The sequence below is a fragment of the Pannonibacter indicus genome, from assembly GCF_001418225.1.
In the GTDB taxonomy this organism is placed as follows: Bacteria; Pseudomonadota; Alphaproteobacteria; order Rhizobiales; family Stappiaceae; genus Pannonibacter; species Pannonibacter indicus.
Genome location: NZ_LIPT01000016.1, coordinates 39608 through 62263, shown reverse-complemented (window position 1 = coordinate 62263; position 22656 = coordinate 39608). Strand labels below are relative to the sequence as shown.

At 64.1% G+C, this 22656-nt stretch carries 20 protein-coding genes; 8 read left to right on the top strand and 12 right to left on the bottom strand.

Annotation, left to right across the window (positions count from 1 at the left end):
• Window positions 1–310 precede the first annotated feature (310 nt).
• The 4 genes from ASC48_RS17145 to ASC48_RS17130 are packed head-to-tail and all read left to right on the top strand — an operon-like array spanning window position 311 to window position 5459.
• Window positions 311–1564, top strand: a complete 1254-nt coding sequence (locus ASC48_RS17145; protein WP_055456916.1) for a sarcosine oxidase subunit beta family protein — start codon at window positions 311–313, stop codon at window positions 1562–1564.
• A 10-nt stretch (window positions 1565–1574) separates the two neighbouring features.
• Window positions 1575–1880, top strand: coding sequence for a sarcosine oxidase subunit delta (locus ASC48_RS17140; protein WP_055456915.1), 306 nt, complete (start codon window positions 1575–1577; stop codon window positions 1878–1880).
• Window positions 1877–4897 carry a sarcosine oxidase subunit alpha family protein gene (locus ASC48_RS17135; RefSeq protein ID WP_055456914.1) on the top strand — a complete coding sequence of 1007 codons (3021 nt, stop codon included), beginning with the start codon at window positions 1877–1879 and terminating at the stop codon, window positions 4895–4897. The genes ASC48_RS17140 and ASC48_RS17135 overlap by 4 nt, the downstream gene beginning before the upstream one ends.
• Window positions 4890–5459 (top strand): sarcosine oxidase subunit gamma, encoded by a 570-nt coding sequence (locus ASC48_RS17130; RefSeq protein WP_055456913.1) that lies wholly within the window; start codon window positions 4890–4892, stop codon window positions 5457–5459. The genes ASC48_RS17135 and ASC48_RS17130 overlap by 8 nt, the downstream gene beginning before the upstream one ends.
• Before the next feature lie 87 nt (window positions 5460–5546).
• Here ASC48_RS17130 and ASC48_RS17125 read toward each other — a convergent pair whose 3' ends face one another.
• The 9 genes from ASC48_RS17125 to ASC48_RS17085 all read right to left on the bottom strand — a co-directional run bounded on the left by ASC48_RS17125 (window position 5547) and on the right by ASC48_RS17085 (window position 15438).
• Window positions 5547–7037 carry an inorganic phosphate transporter gene (locus tag ASC48_RS17125; RefSeq protein ID WP_055456912.1) on the bottom strand — a complete coding sequence of 497 codons (1491 nt, stop codon included), beginning with the start codon at window positions 7035–7037 and terminating at the stop codon, window positions 5547–5549.
• A gap of 101 nt (window positions 7038–7138) precedes the next feature.
• Window positions 7139–7657 (bottom strand): NUDIX hydrolase, encoded by a 519-nt coding sequence (locus tag ASC48_RS17120; RefSeq protein ID WP_055456911.1) that lies wholly within the window; start codon window positions 7655–7657, stop codon window positions 7139–7141.
• A 263-nt stretch (window positions 7658–7920) separates the two neighbouring features.
• Window positions 7921–8826, bottom strand: coding sequence for a nitrilase-related carbon-nitrogen hydrolase (locus tag ASC48_RS17115; RefSeq protein WP_055456910.1), 906 nt, complete (start codon window positions 8824–8826; stop codon window positions 7921–7923).
• 95 nt (window positions 8827–8921) lie between these two features.
• Complete coding sequence (locus ASC48_RS17110; RefSeq protein ID WP_055456909.1) at window positions 8922–9125, bottom strand: hypothetical protein; 204 nt, start codon at window positions 9123–9125, stop codon at window positions 8922–8924.
• A gap of 131 nt (window positions 9126–9256) precedes the next feature.
• Complete coding sequence (gene recJ, locus ASC48_RS17105; RefSeq protein ID WP_244270097.1) at window positions 9257–11089, bottom strand: single-stranded-DNA-specific exonuclease RecJ; 1833 nt, start codon at window positions 11087–11089, stop codon at window positions 9257–9259.
• A gap of 15 nt (window positions 11090–11104) precedes the next feature.
• A complete protein-coding gene (gene glpX / locus ASC48_RS17100) occupies window positions 11105–12103 on the bottom strand; it encodes a class II fructose-bisphosphatase (protein ID WP_055456908.1) in 999 nt (332 codons plus the stop codon).
• Window positions 12104–12149: 46 nt separating this feature from the next.
• A complete protein-coding gene (locus ASC48_RS17095; protein ID WP_055456907.1) occupies window positions 12150–13478 on the bottom strand; it encodes a homoserine dehydrogenase in 1329 nt (442 codons plus the stop codon).
• A 93-nt stretch (window positions 13479–13571) separates the two neighbouring features.
• Complete coding sequence (locus ASC48_RS17090) at window positions 13572–14789, bottom strand: LL-diaminopimelate aminotransferase (RefSeq protein WP_055456906.1); 1218 nt, start codon at window positions 14787–14789, stop codon at window positions 13572–13574.
• 310 nt (window positions 14790–15099) lie between these two features.
• Window positions 15100–15438 carry a hypothetical protein gene (locus ASC48_RS17085; RefSeq protein ID WP_141659002.1) on the bottom strand — a complete coding sequence of 113 codons (339 nt, stop codon included), beginning with the start codon at window positions 15436–15438 and terminating at the stop codon, window positions 15100–15102.
• 279 nt (window positions 15439–15717) lie between these two features.
• On the opposite strand from ASC48_RS17085, the gene ASC48_RS17080 reads away from it, so the two are divergent.
• The gene (locus ASC48_RS17080) at window positions 15718–17541 is read left to right on the top strand and encodes a PHA/PHB synthase family protein (protein ID WP_055456904.1); all 1824 of its coding nucleotides are present in this window, start codon (window positions 15718–15720) and stop codon (window positions 17539–17541) included.
• Window positions 17542–17637: 96 nt separating this feature from the next.
• Window positions 17638–18237, top strand: coding sequence for a DUF6653 family protein (locus ASC48_RS17075; RefSeq protein ID WP_208975794.1), 600 nt, complete (start codon window positions 17638–17640; stop codon window positions 18235–18237).
• 412 nt (window positions 18238–18649) lie between these two features.
• Here the strand turns inward: ASC48_RS17075 and speB are convergent, their stop codons facing one another.
• A complete protein-coding gene (speB, locus tag ASC48_RS17070; RefSeq protein ID WP_055456902.1) occupies window positions 18650–19609 on the bottom strand; it encodes an agmatinase in 960 nt (319 codons plus the stop codon).
• Between the two features lie 123 nt (window positions 19610–19732).
• The gene (locus ASC48_RS17065; RefSeq protein WP_055456901.1) at window positions 19733–20041 is read right to left on the bottom strand and encodes an addiction module antidote protein; all 309 of its coding nucleotides are present in this window, start codon (window positions 20039–20041) and stop codon (window positions 19733–19735) included.
• Here ASC48_RS17065 and ASC48_RS20290 point away from each other — a divergent pair.
• Both ASC48_RS20290 and guaD read left to right on the top strand, forming a co-directional pair.
• Entirely contained in the window at window positions 19971–20342 is a 372-nt protein-coding gene (locus ASC48_RS20290; RefSeq protein WP_425270044.1) for a hypothetical protein, read from the top strand. The two genes, ASC48_RS17065 and ASC48_RS20290, sit on opposite strands and share 71 nt — an antisense overlap.
• A 124-nt stretch (window positions 20343–20466) precedes the next feature.
• Window positions 20467–21798, top strand: a complete 1332-nt coding sequence (gene guaD, locus ASC48_RS17055) for a guanine deaminase (RefSeq protein ID WP_055456900.1) — start codon at window positions 20467–20469, stop codon at window positions 21796–21798.
• A 414-nt stretch (window positions 21799–22212) separates the two neighbouring features.
• On the opposite strand, the gene ASC48_RS17050 is transcribed toward guaD, so the two are convergent.
• On the bottom strand, window positions 22213–22650 hold the full coding sequence (locus tag ASC48_RS17050; protein ID WP_055456922.1) for an EamA family transporter: 438 nt from the start codon (window positions 22648–22650) through the stop codon (window positions 22213–22215).
• Window positions 22651–22656 lie beyond the last annotated feature (6 nt).

Genomic DNA, 22656 nt, shown 5'->3' with positions numbered 1-22656 from the left:
ATGCCGCCCGCGCTGGCGCCACGACCATCATTGCACTAACAATCAAATTGGACCCGTCCGTGGGGGCCGATCACCCCCTGTTCCATCAGAATTTTCCGGTCTCTGCGGCCGGTGCGGCGGACATGTCGGATTCTGACCATTGCAGGACTGTCTGAGGTTAGGATGTTGCGCTGCTGCTGGCAAAAGTGAGAGGCCTGTTCTGACGTGAGGCTCCCTTGTGCCCAGCCGTCCGCGTCAGTCACACTGAGACAACAAGCCCTGCCCGGCGGCGGCGCAGCGGCACATCATGACAAGGAGCCTGCCGGCGGCCATGACGCGCTATTCCCTTCTCGAACTGGCGAAAAACGCCTTCAGCGCGCACAAGAACTGGGGCCGCCAATGGCGCTCTCCGGAGCCCAAGGCCGCCTATGACGTCATCATCATCGGCGCCGGCGGCCATGGGCTGGCCACCGCCTATTATCTGGCCAAGGTGCACGGCATCACCAATGTGGCCGTGCTGGATAAGGGCTGGCTCGGCGGCGGCAACACGGGCCGCAACACCACCATCGTGCGTTCCAACTACCTGTGGGAGGAAAGCGCTGCTCTCTACCAGCACGCGCTGAACCTGTGGGACGGGCTGTCGCAGGACCTCAATTACAACGTCATGTATTCCAAGCGCGGCGTGATGATGCTGGCCCATACGGTACATGACGTGCAGGTGTTCAAGCGCCACATCCACGCCAACCGGCTGGCCGGGGTCGAGAACGAATGGATGACGCCGGAAGAGGCGAAGGAATTCTGCCCGCCGCTCAACATCGGAAAAAACATCCGCTATCCGGTGATGGGCGCGGCCCTGCAGCGGGTGGGCGGCACGGCCCGGCATGATGCCGTGGCCTGGGGCTATGCCCGCGCGGCAAGCGCCATGGGGGTCGATATCATCCAGAACTGCGCCGTCACCGGCATCCGCCGGGCGCCTTCCGGCGAGGTCACGGGCGTGGAGACCTCCCGCGGCTTCATCGGGGCAAAGAAGATCGGCTGTGTCGCGGCCGGCAACACCTCCGTCGTCATGGCCATGGCGGGACTGAAGCTGCCGCTGGAATCCAATCCGCTGCAGGCGCTGGTGTCCGAGCCGGTGAAGCCCGCCTTCCCTTGCGTGGTCATGTCCAACACCATCCACGCCTATATCTCCCAGTCCGACAAGGGCGAGCTGGTGATCGGCGCGGGCACGGACCAGTTCGTCTCCTATTCGCAGGCGGGCGGGCTGCACATTACCACGCACACGCTCGATGCCATCTGCGAGTTGTTCCCGATGTTCCGGCGCATGCGCATGCTGCGCAACTGGGGCGGCATCGTCGACAACACGCCGGACCGCTCGCCGATCATCGGGCTAACGCCGGTGCCGGGGCTCTATGTCAACTGCGGCTGGGGCACGGGCGGCTTCAAGGCGACGCCGGGCTCGGGCCATGTGTTTGCCCACACCATTGCAACCGGCACGCCGCACCCCATCAACGCCCCCTTCTCCCTGGACAGGTTCCGCACCGGACGCCTGATCGACGAGGCGGCTGCTGCCGCCGTGGCTCACTGAGGCTTTCTCCATGCTGCTGATTTTCTGCCCCTGTTGCGGCGTCGAACGGCCCGAGACCGAATTCCGCTACGGCGGCGAGGCGCATATCGCCCGCCCGGCCGATCCTTCCGCCCTCAATGACGAGGAATGGGCCCAGTTTCTCTACATGCGCTCCAACACACGCGGGCTCTATGCCGAGCGCTGGCGCCACGCCCATGGCTGTGGGCGCTTCTTCAATGCCGTGCGCGACACGGTGAGCGACAAGTTCATCTGCACCTACAAGACCGGGGAACCGAAGCCTGATCTTGAAGCCCTTGCCCGGGAGGCCGCGAAATGACCAGCCACAGCACGCGCGGCGGCCACATGCGTACCGGCAACGGCGGACGGGTTGACCGCTCCCGCCACCTCAGCTTCACTTTCGATGGAAAGGAAATGACCGGTCTTGCGGGCGATACACTGGCTTCGGCCCTCATCGCCAACGGGGTGCATCTGACCGGCCGCTCCTTCAAGTATCACCGCCCGCGCGGCATAGTGACGGCGGGTTCGGAAGAACCCAATGCGCTGGTGGGCGTCTACCGGCACGGCGACCAGACGCCGAACCTGCGCGCCCCGCAGGTGGAGCTTTACGAAGGCCTTAAGGCCGTCAGCCAGAACCGTTTCCCCTCGCTGGATTTCGACGTGGGGGCGGTCAACAATGTGCTGTCGCCGCTGTTCCCGGCGGGCTTCTACTACAAGACCTTCATGTGGCCGAAGGCGTTCTGGGACCGGGTGTATGAGCCGGTGATCCGCGCTGCCGCTGGTCTCGGCAAGCCGCCAAAGCTGGCTGACCCCGACCGCTACGCCAACACCTATGCGCACTGCGATGTGCTGGTGATTGGTGCTGGCCCCGCAGGCCTTGCCGCCGCTCTTGCCGCCAGCGAAAGCGGCGCGCGGGTGATCCTGTGCGACGAGCAGGCGGAAATGGGCGGCTCGCTGCTGGCAGAATCTGGCGCCACCATCGAAGGCCATGCGGCGGCGGACTGGGCGGCGGCAACGCTCGCCACCCTCGCCGCACGCGGCAACGTTACCCTGCTGCCGCGCACCACGGCTTTCGGCTATTTCGTGCAGAACTTCGTCGCCCTGGCCGAACGCGTCACGGACCATATCGCGCAGCCCGACCCGGCCTTGCCGCGTGAGCGGATGTGGCAGGTGCGCGCGAAGGAAGTCGTCATTGCCGCTGGCGCCCATGAGCGCCCGCTCGTTTTCCCGGAAAACGACCGCCCCGGCATCATGCTGGCCGGCGCAGGGCGGACCTATCTCAACCGTTATGGCGCGAAAGTTGGCCGCAACGTGCTGGTGGCTGCGGCCTGTGACAGCGCCTGGACGGCAGCCTTCGATCTCGCCGCCTCCGGCGTGGATATCGCTGCCATCGCCGACCTGCGCCGCACCCCGCCGGAGCATCTGGTCGCGGAAGCTGCAAGGCTCGGCATTCGGGTCGAGACGGGCTGCACCGTCACCGGTACCTCCGGACACTTGCGCGTCAGCAAGGCCCTGCTGGGCCGGTTGCGCGAGGATGGCAGCGTGGCCGCCGCCGGTGACATCAGTTGCGACGCAATTCTCATGTCCGGCGGCTGGACGCCAGCCGTCAGCCTCTATTCCCAGTCCCGTGGCAAGGTGGTCTGGAATGACGAAATACAGGCCTTCCTGCCAGGGGTGAGCGTCCAGAACGAGCGGTCCGCCGGTAGCTGCCGGGGCGTGAACGGCCTTGCCGCTGTCCTCAATGATGGCTATGCCGCCGGTGAGCAGGCAGCACACAAGGCCGTGGGTGCGCCGTTGAAGGCCCGCAGCATCCGCGCCGATGGGGCGGATGCTGCCACCGGCGGCTTCCTTGGCGCCCTGCCGCATGACCGTGATGCTTCCCGTGTGAAAGCCTTCGTCGATTTCCAGAACGACGTGACCGCCAAGGACGTGGAACTGGCCGTGCGCGAGGGCATGCATTCTATCGAGCACATCAAGCGCTACACCACCACCGGAATGGCGACGGATCAGGGCCGCCTGTCCAACCTCAACGCGCTGGCGATTGCCTCCGGCGCGCTTGGCACGCCCCTGCCGCAAGTGGGCCTCACCACCTTCCGCCTGCCCTACACGCCGACGACTTTCGGTACCTTCGCCGGGTCTTCGCGCGGAGATGCCTTCGATCCCGTCCGCCGCACACCTTCGCACGATTGGGTGGTGAAGCAGGGCGGCGTCTTCGAGGACGTCGGCCAATGGAAGCGCGCCTGGTATTTCCCCAAGGCAGGCGAGGACATGCACGCCGCTGTTGCCCGCGAGTGCCGCACGGCACGCAAGGCAGCTGGCCAGTTCGATGCCTCGACCCTCGGCAAGATCGAGGTGGTGGGCAAGGACGCGGCGGAGTTTCTGGAGCGCTTCTACACCAATCCGTGGAAGGGTCTGAAGCCGGGCCGCTGCCGCTATGCGGTGCTGCTCAACGAGGCCGGATACATCATTGACGACGGCGTGGTGGGCCGGCTTTCGGAGGACCGGTTCCACGTTACCACCACCACGGGCGGTGCGGCGCGGGTCTTTGCCATGATGGAGGACTATCTCCAGACAGAGTGGCCGGATCTCGACGTGTGGATCACCTCCACCACGGAACAGTTCGCCGTCATCGCCGTGCAGGGACCGAAGGCACGGCAGATCATTGTCCCCTTCGTCGAGGGGCTGGATCTTTCGGCTGAAGCCTTCCCGCACATGAGCGTTGCCACCTGCCGCTTTGCCGGGCTGCCCTGCCGCCTGTTCCGCGTCAGCTTCACCGGCGAACTCGGCTTTGAAGTGAATGTCCCCGCCCGCCATGGCGCCAAGGTGTGGGAGATGATCTGGGCCGAAACCGAAAAGCACGGCGGCTGCGTCTATGGCACGGAAACGATGCACGTGCTGCGCGCCGAAAAGGGCTACATCATCGTCGGCCAGGAAACCGACGGCACCGTAACGCCTGCCGATGCGGGCCTTGAGTGGGCCATCGGCAAGAAGAAGTTCGACTTCGTCGGCAAACGTTCGCTGGCACGGCCGGATCTGGTGGCCATGGGCCGCAAGCAAGTTGTGGGCCTGCAGCCGGTTGATCCCAAGCGGATGCTGGAAGAGGGCGCGCAGATCACCGCTGAGGCGAACCCGGCCAAGGGCACGCCTGCATTGGGCCATGTGACCTCGGCTTACTGGAGCGAGGCACTGGGCCGCACCATTGGTCTTGGTGTCGTCAAGGATGGCCGCAGCCGCATGGGCGAAGTTCTGCAGGTGCCGATGCCCTCGGGTGCCATTGCCGTGAAGATCGTAGACCCTGTGATGTATGACCCGGAAGGAACCCGTCTCGATGGCTGAGATCTATACCCCTGCCGCAGGCGAAACCCCGGTTCTGCGTTACGAAGGCCTGAGCGTTTCGCGCTGCGCGCCGCTGGCCCGGCTCTCCTTCCGGGGCCGCGCCCCGGCGCAGGAGGCCATCGCCTCTGTGCTTGGCACTGCCCTGCCCCAGACACCGCTGACGGCAGCTGCCGCCGGCAGCAAGGCGGCCCTGTGGCTTGGCCCCGATGACTGGCTGCTGCTGGCCCCTGAAGCGGAGCTGGACACCTTTCTGGCGGCAGCAGACAGCGCCGTCTCGGGCCTTGCTGCGTCGGTCACGGATATCTCGCACCGGCAGGACGCGGTGCTTGTTTCGGGCGCAAAGGCCGTCTGGCTGCTCAACACCGCTGTCTTCCTTGATCTGAGCCCCGCTGCCTTCCCGGTGGGCACGGTCACACGCACGCTCTACCACAAGGCTGACGTCATCCTGTGGCGGATTGCCGAAGACAGTTTCGTACTGGAATCCTGGCGCAGCTTCCTGCCTTACGTGCTGGAACACATGGAAGATGCAGCTCTGGAACTTGGGGCAAAGGCTGCGGTCTGAAAGAACGCGCAACGCCCGCCTGATGCAGTAACACAAAAGCCCGGAAGCGCCACCGCTTCCGGGCTTTTGTCATGGGGCGGAGAGCCTTCAGCCGAGCAGAAAGGACAGGGCCACAAGCACGCCGGCGCCGAGCAGCCCAGCGCCTGGAACTGTCACGACCCATGCCGCCAGAATCGTCATGAAATGGGCCCGGCGGACGAGGAAGCGGCGCTTCTGCTCTTCGCGGTTCTTGATCGGGCGCAGACGCTTGCCCTTGCCCGCACCATCGGCCATGACGCTCAAACGGGTGCCGAAACGCTGGGTTTCCCATTCACGGAAGAAACCGACGCCGAAGACTCCGCCAACAGCCACATGGGTGGTGCTGACTGGAAGGCCCAGAGCGGAGGCAAGGATCACCGTCACGGCCGTTGCCAGAGCCACGCAATAGGACCGGATCGGATTGAGCTTGGTGATCTGTTGGCCGACAAGGCGGATGAGGCGCGGGCCGAACAGCACCAGCCCCAGCGAGATTCCAATGGCACCGATGAGCATCACCCAGAGCGGGATCTCAACCTGGCTCACCATATGGCCGGAGCGGATAACCCCGGCGATGGCAGCCACCGGGCTCACCGCATTGGCCACATCATTGGCACCATGGGCAAAGGACATGAGTGCAGCCGCGCAGACAAGCGGCAGGGAAAACAGGCGGCGGACAGACTGGTTGCGGTTCGCCATGCCCCGCGCCTGACGGCGCACATAGGGCCGGGCCAGCAGCCAGGACACAACGGCGACCGCAAGTCCGGCAAGCATCGCCCCAGGCAGCCGGAGCCCGGAGGCCGGAAAGGCCTTCATCACCAGATAGGTGGAAAAAACACCCGCCATGGCGCCGATCAGAACCGGCACCCAGACACGGGAGGCAGCGATCTTGTCCGGCTGGTAGATCGTTACATTGCGGACAAAGGCAAGAAAGACAGCAGCCAGAATGCCGCCAAGCACCGGAGATGTAACCCAGCTGACGGCGATGCCCCCCAGCGTCGTCCAGTTGACCGCAGCAATGCCGGCAGCTGCCGCACCTGCCCCGGCCACGGCGCCGACAATGGCCTGCGTAGTGGAGACGGGCGCGCCAATCCAGGTGGCCAGATTGACCCAGACACCGGCAGCCACAAGCGCCGAGAGCATGACCAGCATGAAGGCGTGCGGATTGGCGAGATCCTGCGGATGAATGATGCCGCTGGAGATGGTGTTCACCACCTCACGTCCCGCCAGCAGAGCGCCGAGCGTTTCACAGACCGCCGCGATGGCGAGAGCCGCCCCCAGCGACAGGGCGCGCGCGCCGACCGCCGGCCCCATGTTGTTGGCGACGTCATTGGCGCCGATGTTCAGTGCCATATAGGCGCCGAGCGCGGCAGCGGCGATCAGCATGGAACCGGACATGCCCCCACCAACGAATTGCCAGGCGGCGAGCGCACAGACCATGATGAAGACAAAGGAGAGGCCGGGCGCAACGAGACGGCGCGCAGCCGTTCCGGCTGCATCCTCGATATAACCGATCCGGTCGAGATCCTTGTCGAGGGCAGATTGAGTTTCCGGTTTCTTCAAGGTGCAGCGCCTCGCGGCGTCCCCAGTGACGTCCTTCAAGCGGGTGCAAAAGAGCACCCGCGACAGGTTTTTTTATGGATTGGCGCCGTTATTGCAGATTTTCAGGCGGCTGTAACCCGATCACTCTGAAGCCGCTTCAGAATATCCACCAGACCCGGCTCACTGGCGAGCTTGATCGCCTCGGCAACCGGCAGCCAGCGGCATTCCCGCTCGCCTGCCTCGGGGTAGTCCTCAGCCTGTGCCTGCGCCTCGATCAGAAAGACGAGCACATCGGTGTCGACGCGCAGGCCGCTGTCGAGGCCCTTGGTGGAACGGAAACGGCCATAGGGCTCCTGCGAAACCTTTCCGGTCACGCCCGCCTCTTCAAAGGCCTCGATCATGGCCGTGCGGTGCGAGGGGTGTTCCAGTTCCGGCCAGCCTTTCGGCAGGATCAAGCGCTTGGTGCCGCGTGAGGCGACCAGCAGCACCTCCAGCTGGCCGTTGCGCACACGATGGCACAGAGCCGCGATCTGCAGCCGTGCCGGGCGCAGGAAGAGGCCGCGCAAAAGGCCCCACAGACGCTGTGTGGTAGACTGGGACGTCACTGCCGGGTCCAGATATGAGGCCGCACTGTCCACCATCGGACGTCCTTTCCTCAACCGTGTGAAAGAGGAGGCCTGACAGGGACGAAACACCACCCTTAAAGGCTCAAATGAAAACGCTCGCCCTTAAGAAATGTTCATTCGAACCGGCAAGTCAAGGCATCCTCAGACAGAATGACGTCCATAATGCGACATTCCGTTAAGTCACCTTCGATAATCCGAAAAATTTGCCGGCTAAGTTGCAAAAAGCTCCTTTCCGGCTCACGGCAGACCCGGTTTTCTGCCTCTCGAGCGCCTTGGCGTCAGACGTTCAGATCCTCGCGTTCCACCGTGATTCCCTCCGCGCTCCAGCTGCCCGGCCAGACCTCGGCTCCGCCGGCACGCAACTGGCGCACTGCATCGAGCGGCGGATGGACGATGAGGAAGGGTTCTTCTCCGGCAGTGCCGCCGGTAGGTGCCAGGGTGGCTGCAATGCCGGTGAAACCCAGCTCCGCCTCGCAAGGGGTAAACAGCGTCGCACCGGAGATGTTGGTGTCATTCTGCGTCGTGCCGGTGGAGGCGCCCGTCACACCGCAGACGGCAACACAAGTCATCAGTTCCACCGCCCGCGCCTTGGCACAGTCGAACACCCGGTGATAACCCGACAGCTGCGATGTCATGGAAGGGACCAGCAACAGGTCGATCTTTTCCGGCGCCAGCAGACAGGACAATGCGGGCATTTCCACATCAAGGCAGATCAGCATGGCCATGCGCACGCCCTCCAGCTCGAACACCTTCAACCGCTTGCCGGGCTTGAGCGTCCAGCTCTCCGGATCCTTCTCGAAGGGCGTCAGCGCCAGCTTGTCGTGGGAATGGGCCTCTCCTTCCGGGGTGTAAAGCCAGGCCCGGTTGGTGAAACCGCCGTCCTCGGCGGGCCAGGGAGTTGACCCAGCCAGAAGCGAAAGGCCGTATTTGCGCGGCAGATCCGCCAGGAGCGGGGCAATTTCCTGTGCAACGCCTGCCATGAAGGCCAGTTCGGATGTTGGCGCAAGTCCGTCCGGCTTGAACGAGAGGCAGGCCTCGATGGCATATTCCGGCAGCACCAGAAGCCTTGCACCGCCCTCCTTTGCCCGCTGCATGCGGGCTTCAATGGCGGCCACATACTCCGCCGGTGAGGCCGGTGCGAAGCCGAGATTGAAGGCGCAAAGGGCAATCGGAAAGTCAGTCATGGCCGGTCCATATGCTGTTGCGGGGCAAACTTACCCCTTCTGCATGACCGATTTAAGAGCGCTGGTAAAGAGACGGAAACGTGATCTGCTGGCGTTCAGCCCGGGATGCCCAGCTTGAACAGGCTGAGCAGGGCTGCGACTGCCAGGCATTCCTGCAGGGGCACGGGAATGAAGCTGGACGGCAGCGGCGCAGGATCGGCATCCACTCCAGTGCGGACCTTGGCAAGGCCAGCGAGCGCCCGATCGGCAGAACGGTCAAGTTCCGCAAACACCGCTCTGAGTTCGTCCTGGCTCTTCATCAGATCCCCGCGCTGTATCCTTCAGCCAGATGACTCTACCGCGTGCCTCTTACGGCATGGTTAATGCAACGCGAATAGGGCAGAAAAACGCAAAACCTGCCCCCGCGCGCCCTATGCTGCGCGCAGGTGCCTCACAGCCGGTTCACCTGCGGGTCCGCAACATCCAGAATGCGCAGCTGCACCCGCTGCGCGCCCTGCCAGGTGTCGATGGACAGGCTGCCCGCCACATGCAGCGTCTTGCCCCGCCCGGCCAGCAGCGCCTCGCCAAAGGGCTTTTCCGCCGCCTTGAAGGCGATGCCTTTCAGCGTCTGGCCATCGGCACCGGCCAGCGTTGCCCGCACATGGCCGTTGCCGACCACATCCGCATAGGAAATGCGGTGCGCGGGGAAGGCAAAGACCGGCTCCGGATGGCCAGCACCGAACGGTCCGGCCAGTTCCAGCTTGTTCAGCAGCTCGATCGTTGCCCCGCCCGCCGTCAGCGCCGCATCCACCTTCATCTCGCGGCTGGCGCTGGCGATCTCAACGTCCTCGCGCAGCATCTCGTTGAAGAAGGCGGTCAGCTCCCCTTCCCGCTCGCGCCGCACGGTCAGGCCCGCTGCCATGGCATGGCCGCCGCCTTTTTCCAGCAGACCCTCTTCCACCGCCTTGCGCACGGCCCGGCCAAGATCGACGCCGGGGATCGAACGGCCGGAGCCGGTGCCCTTGCCGCTGGCGTCATAGGCGATGGCGAAGGCCGGACGGCGGTGGCTTTCCTTGAGGCGGGATGCGATCAGTCCGACGATGCCCGGATGCCAGCCATCGGAACCTGTCAGCAGCACCGCCGGGTCTTCCGACTGGATGCGGATGACGGCCTGTGCATCGCCTTCTTCCAGCATCACCGCTTCCATCGCCTGCCGCTCGGCATTCAGCCGGTCCAGCTGTTCGGCAATGGCACGGGCCTGCGCGCTGTCACGAGTGGTCAGAAGGCGCGCACCGAGGGCAGCATCGCCAATGCGCCCGCCAGCATTGATGCGCGGCCCAAGCAGGAAGCCCAGATGATAGGAGGACGGCTTGCCCCCCACCCGCGCCACGTCTGCCAGCGCCGCAAGGCCCGGATTGGAGCGGCCATGCATGGCGATGAGGCCCTTGGTGACATAGGCCCTGTTCAACCCCTTCAGCGGCACCACATCGCAGACCGTGCCAAGGGCAACGAGATCGAGCAGCGCCAGCAGATCCGGCTCCCGGCGTCCGGCAAAGGCGCCGCGCCGCCGCAGTTCGCGGTTCAGGCCGACAAGAAAAAGGAACGTGACGCCAACAGCGGCCAGATGTCCCTGCCCCGACAGGTCATCCTGCCGGTTCGGATTGACCAGCGCGCGCACCTGCGGCAATTCCACGCCGCACTGGTGATGGTCGATCACCACCACATCCAGCCCCAGCCGCGCCGCCGTCTCGAATGCCTCGAAGGAGGTGCTGCCGCAATCGACAGTCACCAGCAGCCGTGCCCCATCGTGATGCAGCGCCTCGATGGCCGGGCCATTGGGGCCGTAGCCCTCGATGATGCGGTCGGGAATATGGATCACCGCTTCCTGCCCCACCTCGGCCAGATAGCGGGAGAGCAGCGCGGAAGACGTGGCGCCATCCACGTCATAATCGCCGAAGATGGCAATGCGGGTGCCGGACTGGACGGCATCAGCCACCCGCGCCACAGCCTCATCCATGTGAACAAGGCTGGAAGGGTCCGGCATCAGCGCCTTGAGAGTCGGGTCCAGAAAGGCTTCCGCCTCCTCCAGCGCCACATCGCGGGCGGCCATGACGCGCGCGATCACATCGGCAAGGCCGAAGCGCTGCGCCATGGCAAGGGCGGTGAGCGACTGCGCCTGTGTCAACCGCTCACGCCAGATCTGTCCGTTTGCAGAACGTGTTACGCCCAGCACGGTGCGCCCGGTTTCCGAAGCGGCACCTGCAATAGGTCCGGCACCTGTCACGCCCTGCCCTCCAGCTCAGCCCAGATGGAACTTTTCGACCTGGGTATGCTGGGCCTTGATGTAACGCACGGTGCCTGTCGAAGAGCGCATGACCACGGTGTGGGTGGTGATGCGTTCGCGGCCGAAGCGCACGCCCTGCAGGAAGTTGCCATCGGTCACGCCGGTGGCGGCAAACAGCACGTCGCCACAAGCCATCTCCTCAAGCTGATACTTGCGCTTGATGTCGGAAATGCCCATGCGGTGGGCGCGTTCCACCTGCTCGTCGCGGGTGATGACGAGACGGCCCTGCATCTGGCCGCCGATGCAGCGCAGCGCGGCAGCCGCCAGCACGCCTTCCGGCGCGCCGCCGATACCGGCGTAGATGTCGATGCCGGTCTCTTCCGGGTCGGTGGTGTGGATGACACCAGCCACGTCACCGTCGCCGATCAGGCGGATCGCAGCGCCGGTGGCGCGGATGTCCTCGATCAGGCGGGCATGACGCGGACGGTCGAGCACGCAAGCGGTGATTTCGGAGATCTTCACGCCCTTGGCCTTGGCAACATTGGCGATATTCTCGGCAATCGGGGCATCAAGGTCGATGATGCCGACCGGATAGCCGGGTCCGATGGCCAGCTTCTCCATGTAGCTGTCCGGCGCATTCAGCAGACCACCAGCCGGGGCCAGCGCGATCACGGCCAGCGAGTTCGGCAGGTTCTTGGCGCAGATGGTGGTGCCTTCCAGCGGGTCGAGGGCGATATCCACCTTCGGGCCCTGCTTGGTGCCGACTTCCTCGCCAATGTAAAGCATCGGCGCTTCGTCGCGCTCGCCCTCTCCGATCACCACCGTGCCGTCGATCGGCAGGTTGTTCAACTCGCGGCGCATGGCGTCCACGGCGGCCTGGTCGGCAGCCATTTCGTCGCCATGGCCACGCAGACGGGCAGCGGCGACAGCGGCACGCTCGGTCACGCGGGCCAGCTCCAGCGTCAGAATGCGATCAAGCGAGCTCGATGCGGCGGCGGCTTCTTTCTTCGGCATTGCAATCCCCTGAACACATGAATGGGATCATCCGCAATGGATGGTCTTAAGACAGTTTCTCGATCCGGATCATCTGCGGCCGGTCGGCCACGACACCCTTGGCCTCGATGGCCTCCAGCGCCTGACGGACCGCCGTTTCGGATGTCTCATACGTGATCAGTATGACAGGTTGAGCCTCATGCACCTCAGTTTCGGCACCATTAAGGCTGCCCGGCGCACGGCGGCGGCGCTGAACGATGGATTCCAGCGAGATATCCGCATCCGCCATGCAGCGCGCGATGGTGGCAAAGGCGCCAGGACGGTCAAACACGGACAGGCGGATGTAATAGCCGCCCTCATGCAGGCGCATGCCCGCACGCTTGTAATCCGTCAGCACGTTACTCGGCGCCCCCAGCGCCGGGGCAATGTCACCGCGGGCGATGTCGGCAATATCCGAGGCAACGGAGGATGCCGTGGCATTGCCGCCCGCACCGGGACCGACCAGCACGACGCCGCCGACAAAGTCGCCATCCACCGCAACGGCATTCAGCACGCCGTCAATACGGGCGATGGCCGAGGTCTTCGGCACCATGGTCGGGTGAACGCGCTGCTCGATGCCGCTTTCGGTCACCTGAGCGACGCCCAGAAGCTTGATCCGGTAACCGAGCTCGTCGGCCGCCTTGATGTCGGCGGTGGTGATGGAGCTGATGCCTTCCAGATAAATGTCGTCGGCGCTGATCTTGCAGCCGAAGGCGAGGCTCGTCAGCAGCGCCAGCTTGTGCGCCGTGTCGTTGCCTTCGATGTCGAAGGTGGGATCCGCTTCCGCATAGCCAAGGCGCTGTGCATCGGCGAGGCACTCGGCAAAGGACAGGCCCTCGCGCTCCATCCGGGTCAGGATGTAATTGCAGGTGCCGTTGAGAATGCCATAGACGCGGGTGACGGAATTGCCAGCCATCGCCTCGCGCAGTGTCTTGACGATGGGAATGCCGCCCGCAACCGCCGCCTCATAGTTGAGCGAGACACCGGCCTTTTCGGCGATCCCGGCCAGTTCCACGCCATGGGCGGCCAGCAGCGCCTTGTTGGCGGTGATCACGTGCTTTCCGGAGGTTAGCGCGGCACGGACGCAGGCTTCGGCCGCACCAGAGGCGCCGCCGATCAGTTCCACCACAACATCCACATCGGCCGAGCGCGCCATTTCGGCCGCATCGTCGAACCAGGTGACACCAGTGAGATCAAGGCCGCGGTCACGGGTCTTGTCCCTTGCGGTCACCGCAGTCAGGACAACGGGACGCCCGCACTTGCGGGCCAATGCATCCCCATTCTTGGACAGGAGACGGATGAGCGAAGCTCCGACCGTTCCCAATCCCGCGACACCAAGTCTCAAAGCTGAAGCCATTGACGATATGTTCCGGTTGATGAGGACCAGCGCCCGCCGCGGGGCGCCAGCCGGTTTAGTCCGGGTGCCGGGCAGCCCCGGCCTGTGAGAGGGTCAGCGCGCCGCGCTGACCGGCACGACGTTGTGCAACGTTTCATCCGCCGTTTCAAGGAAACGGCGCAGATTGCGTGCAGCCTGACGCAGGCGCTTCTCGTTTTCGACGAGGCCGATGCGCACATAGTCATCGCCATATTCACCGAAGCCGATGCCCGGTGCGACGGCGATCTCGGCCTTCTCCAGCAGCAGCTTGGAGAATTCGAGACTGCCGAGCGCACGGAACTTCTCCGGGATCGGCGCCCAGGCGAACATGCTGGCTTCGGGAGCCGGGATGTTCCAGCCGGCCCGGCCGAAGCTTTCCACCAGCACATCGCGGCGGCGCTTGTAGGTGTTGCGCATCTCCACGATGCAGTCTTCCGGCCCGTTGAGCGCAGCCGTCGCCGCCACCTGGATCGGCGTGAAGGCGCCGTAGTCGAGGTAGGACTTGACGCGGGCAAGCGCCGCCAGAAGCCGCTCGTTGCCGACGGCAAAGCCGACGCGCCAGCCCGGCATGGAGAAGGTCTTGGACAGGGAGGTGAACTCCGCCGTCACCTCGATGGCGCCCGGGACCTGCAGCATGGAAGGCGGCGGCGTGTCACCGAAATAGATCTCGGAATAAGCCAGATCCGACAGGATGAAGATGTCGTGCTTGCGCGCAAAGGCCACCACATCCTTGTAGAATTCCAGATCCGCCATATAGGCAGTCGGGTTCGCCGGATAGCACATGATCACGGCAATCGGCTTGGGCACCGAGTGGATGACCGCACGTTCCAGCGCATGGAACACTTCCGGTCCCGGCTCGGCGGGAATCGCGCGGATCGCGGCCCCGGCCATCAGGAAGCCGAAGGTGTGGATCGGGTAGCTGGGGTTGGGGCTCAGCACCACATCGCCCGGCGCGGTGATCGCCTGGGCCATGTTGGCAAAGCCTTCCTTGGAGCCGAGCGTCGCCACCACCTGGGTGTTCGGGTTCAGCTTCACGCCGAATCGGCGCTCGTAATAGGCAGCCTGGGCCTTGCGCAGGCCGGTGATGCCCTTGGAGGCGGAATAACGGTGGGTGCGCGGGTCCTGCACCACTTCGGTCAGCTTCTCGACGATATGCGGGGGCGTCGGCAGATCCGGGTTACCCATGCCAAGGTCGATGATGTCCGCGCCCTGCGCTCGTGCCGCCGCCTTGAGCTTGTTGACCTGCTCGAAGACATAAGGGGGCAGTCTGCGGGTCTTGTGAAACTCTTCCATGGCGCGGGCCTCGCGTTCCTCTGCTGCTAGCCGAACACATCCGGCGGCTGTTTCCCGCCAGATTCGCTGACCACCTGGTCAGACGCAGCAACAGGCGCATGCGGCCTGTTGCTGTGTGGCGCTCTTCTTATCAGCACCACTTCACTTGCGCACGCACCTTCAAGGGCCTGCGCCGTGTTTTTTTGGTGGCTTATCACAGTGTACCCTCGACAGCCCGCCATGCGCAGGCCTCCCCGGAACCTGGCCAAGCCCGTATGGTGCCTGAACCTCTTCAAGGCGTGATGCGTCAGTACCCTGGCGCCTTCCTGACCTACTGCCCTTCAATTTCCTGAAGCGCCGCCTTGCCATGGGCATCGCGCAGGCGCGCCAGCTCGGCCGCGGACGCTGACGTGCCATTGCGTCCCGCCCCGGCGGCCCGTGCCTCCGACAGTTTCTTCAGCCGTTCCAGATTCGCCTCGCGTGCCTGATCGTCCAGAACGCCAGAAACCTCTTCGCCATCCTGCGCAATGGTGGGCGGCAGCGGCGGCAGGGAGGTCTGCGGGCGCTTCCCCGTGATTGGGGCACTCACCATGCTGAAGACAGATGTATCCGGCTCGCTTGCACAGCCGCCCAACAGCACCACCACCCCCAAAGCCGCAATCGCTCTCACCGTCTCAAACCTCCGCAAGGCGCACGGCACCAGGGCCAGCGCGCGAAACATCTGGCCGCTTATAACCCCGCGAACGGCATGCGGTCACTCGCCAATCCGGTGTTTTTCGGATTTCCCGCCAGCATCAGTTGATTATGCTAGAAATCAGCGTTCGCCCTCGCCTCATTCCGTGTCATAAATCAGAACGGCAACATTGATAATGAAGGCGCCAAAGCATCGCAGAACGCCGAAGGCCGGCCGAGCAGAGAAAAGCAGTCCGATAGGGAGGGGAACCCTGACATGGCAGATGACCGCCGGAACGCAGATGAACAGAACAATCCGGTCATGCAGTACATCGTCAAAAATCCGGAAGCCTTTGCGCAGAATCTGGCGAAGATGATGGAGAACGGCGGCAAGGCTTTGGCCGCCTATCTGGAGCCCCGCGAGAAGGGGGAAGCCTCGCCCCAGACCCCGGACGAGCTGACCTCCGTCGTCAAGACGCTGGCGCAGGTCGGCGAATACTGGATGTCCGATCCCCAGCGCGCCATCGACGCCCAGTCGCGGCTGTGGGGCGGTTACATCAATCTGTGGAACTCCTCCCTCAAGCGCATGATGGGCGAGCCTTCGCAGCCCGCCGTCACGCCCCCGCCGCGCGACAAGCGCTTCGAGGACCCGGACTGGAACGAGAACCAGTTCTTCGATTTCCTCAAGCAGCTCTATCTGATCACCAGCAACTGGGCTCAGTCCATGGTGAGCGAAGCCGAGGGGCTGGACGAGCACACGAAGCACAAGGCCGATTTCTACGTCCAGCAGCTGTCAAATGCGCTGTCCCCGTCCAATTTCGTGCTGACCAACCCGGCGCTGCTGAAGGAAACACTGGCCTCCAACGGCGAGAACCTCGCCCGCGGCATGGAGCTTCTGGCCGAAGACATCAAGGCCGGGCACGGCGACATCAAGATCCGCCAGACCGATGCCAGCAAGTTTGCGCTCGGCAAGAACCTTGCCCTCACACCTGGCAAGGTCATTGCCCGCAATGATGTGTGCGAGGTGATCCAGTACGATCCAACCACGGAAACCGTGCTGAAACGCCCGCTGCTGATCGTACCGCCCTGGATCAACAAGTTCTACATTCTCGATCTGACGCCGGAGAAGTCCTTCATCAAATGGGCGGTGGATCAGGGCCACACGGTCTTTGTCATCTCGTGGATCAACCCGGATGAGCATCAGGCGCAGAAGAGCTTCGAGCATTACATGCGCGAAGGCATTCTGAGCACGCTGGACGTGATCGCCAAGACCACGAAGGAAACCAAGGTCAACGCCATCGGCTACTGCGTCGGCGGCACGCTGCTGGCCGTGACGCTGGCCTATATGGCCGCGACCGGTGATGACCGCATCGCTTCGGCCACCTTCTTCACCACGCAGGTGGATTTCACCTATGCCGGCGATCTGAAGGTCTTCGTGGACGAGGAGCAGATCGCCATTCTGGAAAAGCGGATGGCCGAGCGCGGCTATCTGGACGGCTCGAAGATGGCATCCGCCTTCAACATGCTGCGCTCCAACGATCTGATCTGGCCCTACGTGGTCAACAACTACCTGCGCGGCAAGGAGCCCTTCCCCTTCGACCTCTTGTTCTGGAACTCCGATTCCACCCGCATGCCGGCGGCGAACCACTCCTTCTACCTGCGCAACTGCTATCTGGAGAACAACCTCTCCAAGGGCAAGATGGAGATCGGCGGCCAGAAGCTGGACCTGAAGAAGGTCACCATTCCGGTCTATAATCTGGCGACGAAGGAAGACCACATCGCCCCGCCGCGTTCGGTGTTCAAGGGCTCGTCCTGCTTCGGCGGGCCGGTGGACTACATCCTCTCCGGCTCCGGGCACATTGCCGGTGTGATCAACCCTCCGGCCCGCGGCAAATACCAGTACTGGACCGGCGGCAAGCCGGAAGGTACCTATGAGGACTGGCTGAAAACGGCGGAGGAACACCCCGGCTCCTGGTGGCCGCATTGGGATGCCTGGCTGCGCCAGCAGGACGGCAGCACGGTGAAGGCTCGCAAGCCGGGCGCGCACCGGGTGAAAATCCTGGGTGACGCGCCGGGAACTTACGTTAAGATGAAAGCCTGATCCGGAGGACCGGATTGCTGACGCGCAATGGGCGCGGCAGAGACTCAGGGAGCGGTTTCGGGGCACGCCGTCAAGACGATGGAAAACGCGAGGCAATTGAGGCCGCAGGCAGGGAACACCCGCATCCGTCCTGCCGTCATGCCGGCCGGGCAGATCCGCTGGCTCGGCATGAATGCGAAGGTCTGGCAGCGCCACGCCAGCGGCTGGAGCGTATGGACACGTTTTGCCACACTGCCCGTTCTGCTTCTGGCCATCTGGAGCCACACCATCATCGGCATGCCGGGCGCGCTGGCGGCCACCGGCCTTGTGCTGATATGGCTCTGGCTCAATCCCCGCCTGTTCCCGCCGCCCCGCCGGACGGACCGCTGGCACGTGCGCGCCACCTTTGGCGAGCGGATCTGGCTGAACCGCATGTTCGTGCCCATTCCGCAGGACATGTCCCGCACCGCCCTCCTCCTGTCGCTGGTGGCCGGCGCCGGTTTCATTCTGGCGCTGTGGGGCGCTGCGGAAAACATGCTGGCTCTGACGCTTGGCGGCGCGGCCCTCACCTATGCCGGCAAGATGGCCTTCCTGCATCAGATGACAAAGCTGTACGCACGGATGAAGGACAGCCACCCGCTCTACAAGGCCTGGTCCCTGACCCCGCAAAACGACAACAGCAGCCCCTCCGGCCTGTTCAGCCGCAAGCACGGATAAGAGCTGCGCGATCAGGGGCGTTCCGCACGGCATTGCCCCTCACCGCTGCGCCACCCCGGCCTTTTGAGCCCGGACCTACTCGCTCGCAGAGAGATGCCACCCCCTCGGGAGCTGACGCTCATACCAAGGCGCCGGGATGCTGACTCATCACGGCTTGAAATTGCGCAAGCACCGCACGGGCTTGACCAGCTCCCGCTGAGGCAAGCTCATCGAGAGCTGGCATTAGCAGATCTCATGTGCCCGTACTGCCTGCTGCGGCTCACCTCACCACTCAGCAAACGAGTGGTCCCCGGGTCTGCGCCTCGCTCCGCCCGGGGCGGCGCCGGATATGCGGCACGCTGGTGCTTCCATCTGCGCAGCTGCATTCTCCGCCCCGTCCCGGCGTGAACCGCCGCCGCGCCATGGCCTCCCCTCACCCCTGCCGCTTCTTTTCAGCCAGCAGCCCAAGGTAATGCTGGGCAACGCTGGCGCCGGCGATGGAGGTGATGTCGGCGTGGTCATAGGCCGGGGCCACTTCCACCACGTCGCCGCCGATGAAATTGAGCGGCCCGAGGCGGCGCAGGATCATCAGCGCCTCGCGCGAGGTCAGCCCGCCCGCCACCGGCGTGCCTGTGCCGGGCGCAAAGGCCGGGTCCAGGCAGTCGATGTCAAAGGTCATATAGGCCTTGGCATCGCCCACCCGGTCGCGGATCATTTCCACCACGCCATTGACGCCGAGCATCTCGACCTCCTCGCCATAGATAATTTCAAGGCCGCAGGTTTCAGGCGCATGGGTGCGGATGCCGATCTGGATCGACTTGTCCGGATCGATCAGCCCCTCACGCACGGCGCGGCCGGTAATCGTGCCATGGTCGATGCGCCCGCCATCATCCGGCCAGGTGTCCTGATGGGCATCGAACTGCACCAGCGCCAGAGGCCCGTGTTTGGCTACATGCGCCCGCAGCAGCGGCAGCGTGACGAAGTGGTCGCCGCCGATGGAGAAGAGATGCACATCCTGATCCAGAATCTCGCGCGCCTGCGCCTCGATGCAGGCCGGGATTTCGGCGTTGCGGCCATAGTCAAACGAGACATCACCATAATCCACCACGGCCAGCCCCTCGAACGGGTCAGCATGGAACGGATACTGAGGGTCGCCGTCAAAGATCGCCGAAGCGCGGCGCACGCCCTGCGGGCCAAAGCGGGCACCGGGACGGTTGGACACAGAAGCATCGAAGGGAATGCCCAGCACCGCGGCATCCACGCCCGCAAGATCACGGCTGTAACGGCGGCGCATGAAGGACAGCACGCCGCCATATGTAGGCTCATGCGAGCCGCCGGTCACGCTCTTGCCGAACACCGCATTGTCGGTCGGACGGGGACGTTTGAAAGACATGGGAACTCCGGGAAAGTCAGAAATATGAGGCAACACACCCCGCGCCCGCGACCCTAGCCCAGCCATCCGGGAAAACAAGGGCCTTGCCGGGGCATCAAGACATCTTCGTGTGCCGGACAGCCTTCAGGCGCTCCGGCGTTCCGCCGGATCCCGGGGTTCGGCTGTCAGCCGCACGCCGAGCGCCTTCATCACCGCCAGAGTTGTCCGCAATGTCGGATTGCCGCTGGCACTGAACGACCGGTAGAGCTGCTGCCGGGAAAGGCCAGTCTCCGCCGCAATCTGGCTCATGCCCTTGGCCCGCGCCACGACACCCAGCGCATGAGCGATATAGGCGGGATCCCCCGATGCGAAGGCTTCTGCCATGAAAGCAGCAATTGCCTCATCAGTACCAAGGGCTTCTGCTGGATCAAATGTGCTGATCGGGCGAACCATCTCCAGCCTTCCACTCTGCAAGCAGCCGTTTGGCCGCCTTGATATCCCGGTCCTGGGATCCCTTGCCGCCACCGCAAATCAGAAGAATGAACTCATCGCCATTGCGGATGAAATAGATCCTGTAACCGCGGCCATGATGAATGCGCAGCTCGCTGATGCCATCGCCCACGGCACGCACAATCACCGGCATGCCCGAACGAAAGCCGGTCCAGCCGGGAAGCAATTACACCTCGGGCATGCTCATCCTTCAACCGTGACCACCATTTGCGAAATGTCTCAGTTTGCTTCAGGACAAGCATGATGAGATGTAGTCTTTAAACGACAGCAAAGCAATCGCCACCCTTGTGCCGCCCCCTACCCCTCATTAAAAGGGAAGGGTTTGGCGGATGGCTGCCTAATCCGTCCTTGCTTCCGGGCGCGTTCACATGGAGATCAGACCCTTGCCTCAGTCCCTCACAAAGCTGCTGCGCGGCCGTACCGTTTCGTTTCTGCGCCGGCCCATGGGCGCGGGCGATGAGGGGGCGCTGGCGGTGCATGAAGATGGCGGGCTCTTGATCGAGAACGGGCTGATCACCGCTGCGGGTGATTTCGCCGCTGTGGCCGCCAGGGCGCCCGAGGGGACGCCCGTCACCGACCACCGCCCGCATCTGATCCTGCCGGGCTTCATCGACACGCATCTGCATTTCCCGCAGGCGCAGGTGATCGCCTCCTGGGCGGACCAGCTGCTGGACTGGCTGAACGACTACACGTTCCCCGCCGAACAGCGCTTTGCCGACAAGGCCCATGGTGCGCGCATCGCCAGCACCTTCTATGACACGCTCATCGCCCATGGCACCACCACGGCGGTGGCCTATTGCTCCAGCCACCCCAATTCCGCCGAGGCCTATTTCGAGGAGGCGGAGCGGCGCGGCATGCGCATGCTGGGCGGCAAGACCATGATGGACCGCAACGCCCCCGCTGCCCTGTGCGACACGGCCCAGAGCGCCTATGACGACAGCCGGGCGCTGCTGGAAAAATGGCACGGGCGGGGCCGCGCGCTCTACGTCATCACCCCGCGCTTTGCCATCACCTCCACACCGGAACAGCTGGAGGCAGCCGGCACGCTCCTGCGCGAGTTTCCGGACTGCCACCTGCAGACCCACATCAACGAAAACCTCAACGAAATCAGCTACACGCTGGAGCTCTACCCGCAGGATGCGGATTATCTCGCCATCTATGAGCGCTATGGCCTGCTGGGCCGCAAGACCTTGCTCGGCCACTGCATCCACATGAACGGCCGGGAGCTTTCCGTGATGCGGGAGACGGGTTCGGTGGCCGTGTTCTGCCCCACGTCAAACCTCTTTCTCGGCAGCGGGCTGTTCGACAAGGCACGCATGGACAGCGCGGGCGTGCGCAGCGCCATCGCCACGGATATCGGCGGCGGCACGTCCTATTCCATGCTGCGCACGCTGGATGAAGGCTACAAGGTGCTGCAACTCCAGCGCCAGCGCCTCCACCCCTTCGAGACCTTCTACTGGGCCACCCGCGGCAATGCCGAAAGCCTGTCCCTCGCAGACAGGATCGGCACGCTGGAGCCCGGCACGGAAGCCGACATCATCATCCTCAACCCCGCCGCCACCCGCGAAATGGCCCTGCGCGCCGAAACCGCCCGCTCCCTGGCAGATGAGCTTTTCATCCTGCAGACGCTGGGTGACGACAGGGCGGTGGTGGAGACCTATGTGGCGGGGGTGGGAATGAAGGGGGCAAGCTTGATTTAAAGCGCGTCACTGTCAGGTGAATATCATCTCTTTACAACCAGCATGGTGACACAAGTCCCGCCCCAAGGCTGCCGTGTTGAGGCTGTGCGTCCCTGACAGATCCCGGCTCAAGGCCGGGACGGCGCGGTGGAGGGGCTTGGACCGGACGTCCCCAACATGGGGGCATCCGGCACTTTGCCGTGGCGAACGCGCCGCGTTTCGTTACGTAGTAACAACGGTGATAACGGGTGCAGATCGCAGGCTGTGAGACGGGATTTCCAGCGCCCGCCCGCTCTCCGCGCCGCCCCGGCCTTGTGCCGGGGTCTGGTCCGTTTCCTGAGCCTTTCCGCCCGGCTCCCGCCACGTTCCAACAGAACCGGCGGCCATAGATCTTGTGCCCGGCACACAGCTATCGCGGGACCTTCCTCCCGCCCCTCACCCCCTGTAAGCCACCAGCACAGCACCGCCTGCGATCATGGCGACGCCGAGCCAGTTGGGGAAGGACAGTTTCTCACCAAGGAAAAGCACGGCGAAGACAGAGACGAATACGACAGACAGCTTGTCGATGGGAGCGACCCTTGCCGCGTCGCCCAGCTTCAGGGCGCGGAAATAACAGATCCAGGAGACGCCGGTGGCAAGCCCTGACAGAACGAGGAAGAGCCAGGTGCGGGGAGACACCGTGGAAGGGGCCTGCCAGTTGCCCGTGATGTAGATCATCAGCCCGGCGGCCATCAGAATGATGATGGTGCGGATGAAGGTGGCGAAGTCGGAATTGACATTCTCCACGCCAACCTTGGCGAAAACCGCCGTCAAGGCAGCAAATCCGGCCGAAAGCAGCGCCCAGAATGGCCAGCTGGCAAAAAGGCTTTTCACGCTGAT

Coding starts and splice junctions, on each gene's coding strand:
- ASC48_RS17080 (WP_055456904.1), top strand. CDS start 15,718: ATGGCAGATGACCGCCGGAACGCAGATGAACAGAACAATCCGGTCATG.
- guaD (WP_055456900.1), top strand. CDS start 20,467: ATGGAGATCAGACCCTTGCCTCAGTCCCTCACAAAGCTGCTGCGCGGC.
- ASC48_RS17140 (WP_055456915.1), top strand. CDS start 1,575: ATGCTGCTGATTTTCTGCCCCTGTTGCGGCGTCGAACGGCCCGAGACC.
- glpX (WP_055456908.1), bottom strand. CDS start 12,103: ATGCCGAAGAAAGAAGCCGCCGCCGCATCGAGCTCGCTTGATCGCATT.
- ASC48_RS17110 (WP_055456909.1), bottom strand. CDS start 9,125: ATGAAGAGCCAGGACGAACTCAGAGCGGTGTTTGCGGAACTTGACCGT.
- ASC48_RS17145 (WP_055456916.1), top strand. CDS start 311: ATGACGCGCTATTCCCTTCTCGAACTGGCGAAAAACGCCTTCAGCGCG.
- ASC48_RS17130 (WP_055456913.1), top strand. CDS start 4,890: ATGGCTGAGATCTATACCCCTGCCGCAGGCGAAACCCCGGTTCTGCGT.
- ASC48_RS20290 (WP_425270044.1), top strand. CDS start 19,971: ATGAAAGCAGCAATTGCCTCATCAGTACCAAGGGCTTCTGCTGGATCA.
- ASC48_RS17095 (WP_055456907.1), bottom strand. CDS start 13,478: ATGGCTTCAGCTTTGAGACTTGGTGTCGCGGGATTGGGAACGGTCGGA.
- ASC48_RS17090 (WP_055456906.1), bottom strand. CDS start 14,789: ATGGAAGAGTTTCACAAGACCCGCAGACTGCCCCCTTATGTCTTCGAG.
- ASC48_RS17115 (WP_055456910.1), bottom strand. CDS start 8,826: ATGACTGACTTTCCGATTGCCCTTTGCGCCTTCAATCTCGGCTTCGCA.
- ASC48_RS17135 (WP_055456914.1), top strand. CDS start 1,877: ATGACCAGCCACAGCACGCGCGGCGGCCACATGCGTACCGGCAACGGC.
- speB (WP_055456902.1), bottom strand. CDS start 19,609: ATGTCTTTCAAACGTCCCCGTCCGACCGACAATGCGGTGTTCGGCAAG.
- ASC48_RS17065 (WP_055456901.1), bottom strand. CDS start 20,041: ATGGTTCGCCCGATCAGCACATTTGATCCAGCAGAAGCCCTTGGTACT.
- ASC48_RS17120 (WP_055456911.1), bottom strand. CDS start 7,657: ATGGTGGACAGTGCGGCCTCATATCTGGACCCGGCAGTGACGTCCCAG.